We start from the raw sequence: 2,692 nt of genomic DNA, 5'->3' as shown, positions 1-2,692 counted from the left end.
GATCGCCCCCGCCACATCGCCGTGGCTGAGCAGCTTGATACGCACGCCTGCCTGGCGGAGGGAGTTAATCAGCCCTGCATGCCGCTCGCGGTCGAGCACCATGACGGTCATCTCGGACAGCGATTTGCCAAGATGGTGAGCGGCTTTGGTCAGCGTAATTTCCACCGGGTCCTCAAGGCTGAGCTTGCCGACCAGTTCGGGACCGCAGGCCAGCTTCTCCATGTAGATGTCCGGAGCGTGCAGCAGACTGCCCTTGTCGGCAATGGCGATGACCGATTGGGCGTTCTGCAACCCGGCGGCGACGACTTCCGTGCCTTCCAGCGGATCGACAGCCACATCGACGAGCGGTCCGCGTTTGTTGCCGACCTTCTCGCCGATATACAGCATGGGGGCGTCGTCCATTTCGCCTTCGCCAATGACTACGGTCCCGTCGATGGAGACGGAATCGAACATGGAACGAATGGCCGTTGTCGCCGCATCATCGGCGGCATCCTTATCCCCTCGGCCAATCCAGCTTGCCGAAGCCAAAGCACCCAATTCCGTCACCCGTACAATCTCAAGAGCCAATTCGCGTTCCATAGTTAATTCCCTCCATCCATATGATTGATTTCTCTAATTAGCTTCACTTTGTGGGGCTTTAATCCCCGGGGTCCCCGTAAAGTACTCGGAATTTACATCGTAGCTTCCACTTCACTTTATGGGGTAATAATCTCTTGGGGTCCCCGCAAAGTACTCGGAATTCTCATCGAAGCTTAAGCTTCACTTTGTGGGGTAACTATTAAATGTAACCCATAATAATTCCGGCAGTTTCCTCGATCGCCTTGTCGGTAATGTCGATCACCGGGCAGCCGAGCCGCTCGAACAGCGCTTCGGCGTACTGGATCTCTTCTTTGATCCGTTCCAAGCTCGCATACTGGGAGCCGACCGGAAGTCCCAGCACCTTAAGACGCTCCGACCGGATCTTCAGCATATGCTCCGGTTCCATGGTGAGTCCGATCATCCGCTGGGGCGGAAGCTTGAACAGCTGGCCCGGCGGGCTGATCTCCGGCACGATCGGATAATTGACCACTTTCTTGCCGCGGTGGGCAAGAAAGATGCCAAGCGGCGTCTTCGAGGTGCGCGACATGCCCAGCAGCACGATGTCCGCCTTCAGCATAGCGCCAAGATCCCGGCCGTCGTCACTGGCGACGGTGAATTCAATCGCCTCGATCCGCCGGAAATAGTTCTCATCGAGCTGATGCAGCAAGCCCGGTCTCTGGCGGGGCTCATCATTGAAAGTGTCAATGAACGCCTGCATCATCGGCCCCATGATGTCCACGATGCGCAGGTCCAGCCGGACCGCTTCCTCGCGGATCGTCTCCCGCAGCTCCGGCTGCACCAATGTATAGGCGACAAAGCCGTTATGCTTGGCGGCTTCCTCAAGCAGCTTTCGCAGCTCATCCTCATGTCTTACATTTCCGTACCGTTTGATCGTGACACGCTGATTCTCGAATTGGTGTAAGACGGCCTGAACGACAGCTTCCGCCGTATCCCCTAAAGAATCTGAGCATATCGTAATGAAATGTGAAGGCTCATCCATGCTCTGTTGATTCCTCCGTTATCCTTTAGCTTCGGTATCGAGGAGAAGCTTTACGATGGAAGTCTTGGTCAGCCGTCCTACCACATCCAGCTTTCCAATGGCTTCTTCTCCCTCGCAGGGCACCACTACCGGCAAACTGTCTACCTCGTGAAAAATCATTTTGTGCGCGGCGTCCAGCACCGTGTCGTCGGGTTCGACTGTAATGAGCTTGGGCTGGCGTGTCATCACCATGCTGACCGGAATGGATGCGGCTCCGGGATTGCCAAGGGTAACCTTTAGAAAATCCTTGCGGGAGGCGACCCCGGCCAGCTTGCCAGCTTCGTCGCAAATGATAAGTGTGCCGACATCCTGGAGAAACAATGTAACGACCGCATCGTGAACCGTTGTTGTCTCCCGGATAATAATGGGCACGCTTTGAATATCCTTGACCTTCGTTTCCTGCAGCAGATAGCCGCTGCCAAGACCTCGGGAAGATTTCCCTCCCGGGAAATAGCCGACCTTCGGCTTGGCGTCGATGTAGTCGAGCATGACCAGCAGCGATAGGTCTGCTCGGATGGTCGGGCGGCTGAGCCGCAAAGCTTCGGCAATCTGCTCGCCGGTGATTGGAGCGTTCTTTTTAACAATGTCGATAATTTGTAGTTGCCGGGAAGTTAGTTCGATTGCAAATCCCTCCACTTTCTTGATGCAAGAAAGCGATCCTTCTGTAGGAAAGGGCCGCCGGAGTGGATGCCCCCTTTCCCCAATACGTCATGTTTGGAAGAATAATCCCTTTCGTTGCTTATATAATACATAATATTAATCATTATTGCAATATATAATACGTCTTATTTTAGATTTTATATGAAAAATGAGCTATATAACTGTGATTAATCCTCATTATTGATCTTTTTATGCATACGTAATCCCTGCTCCAAAGCAGCTGTCCCGGCATACCGTCTGTTAACAGACGGACCGGGAATAAATCTGGCGAGCAGCTGCTTCAAGGCTTTTGCGTTGACAAGCATCGTTCCGCTTATGATAGTTATTACACCCAGCAGGGTCATCCATGAAACCGTCTCGCCATAAAAAAGGATACCCACACCGACCGCGATCGGCGGCGAGATATAGAGCCAG

Annotated in this window: 3 protein-coding genes and 1 pseudogene; all 4 read right to left on the bottom strand. The window is 53.6% G+C overall.

Features of this window, described 5'->3' with window-relative positions; translation table 11 throughout:
• Positions 1-579: class II fructose-bisphosphatase (gene glpX, locus L691_RS0108160; RefSeq protein ID WP_025689905.1), on the bottom strand; the 579-nt coding region annotated here is incomplete at its 3' end.
• Positions 580-778: 199 nt separating this feature from the next.
• Complete coding sequence (locus L691_RS0108155; RefSeq protein ID WP_025689904.1) at positions 779-1,579, bottom strand: pyruvate, water dikinase regulatory protein; 801 nt, start codon at positions 1,577-1,579, stop codon at positions 779-781.
• A gap of 18 nt (positions 1,580-1,597) precedes the next feature.
• Positions 1,598-2,254: a helix-turn-helix transcriptional regulator gene (locus L691_RS0108150; protein ID WP_051459331.1), complete on the bottom strand. Its 657-nt coding sequence runs from the start codon at positions 2,252-2,254 to the stop codon at positions 1,598-1,600.
• A gap of 191 nt (positions 2,255-2,445) precedes the next feature.
• Positions 2,446-2,692 (bottom strand): annotated as a pseudogene (locus L691_RS32600) (hypothetical protein); the annotation flags it as partial.

It is taken from the genome of Paenibacillus zanthoxyli JH29, from assembly GCF_000520715.1.
Taxonomy (GTDB): domain Bacteria; phylum Bacillota; class Bacilli; order Paenibacillales; family Paenibacillaceae; genus Paenibacillus_AQ; species Paenibacillus_AQ zanthoxyli.
This window is presented reverse-complemented; position numbering and strand designations above follow the sequence as displayed.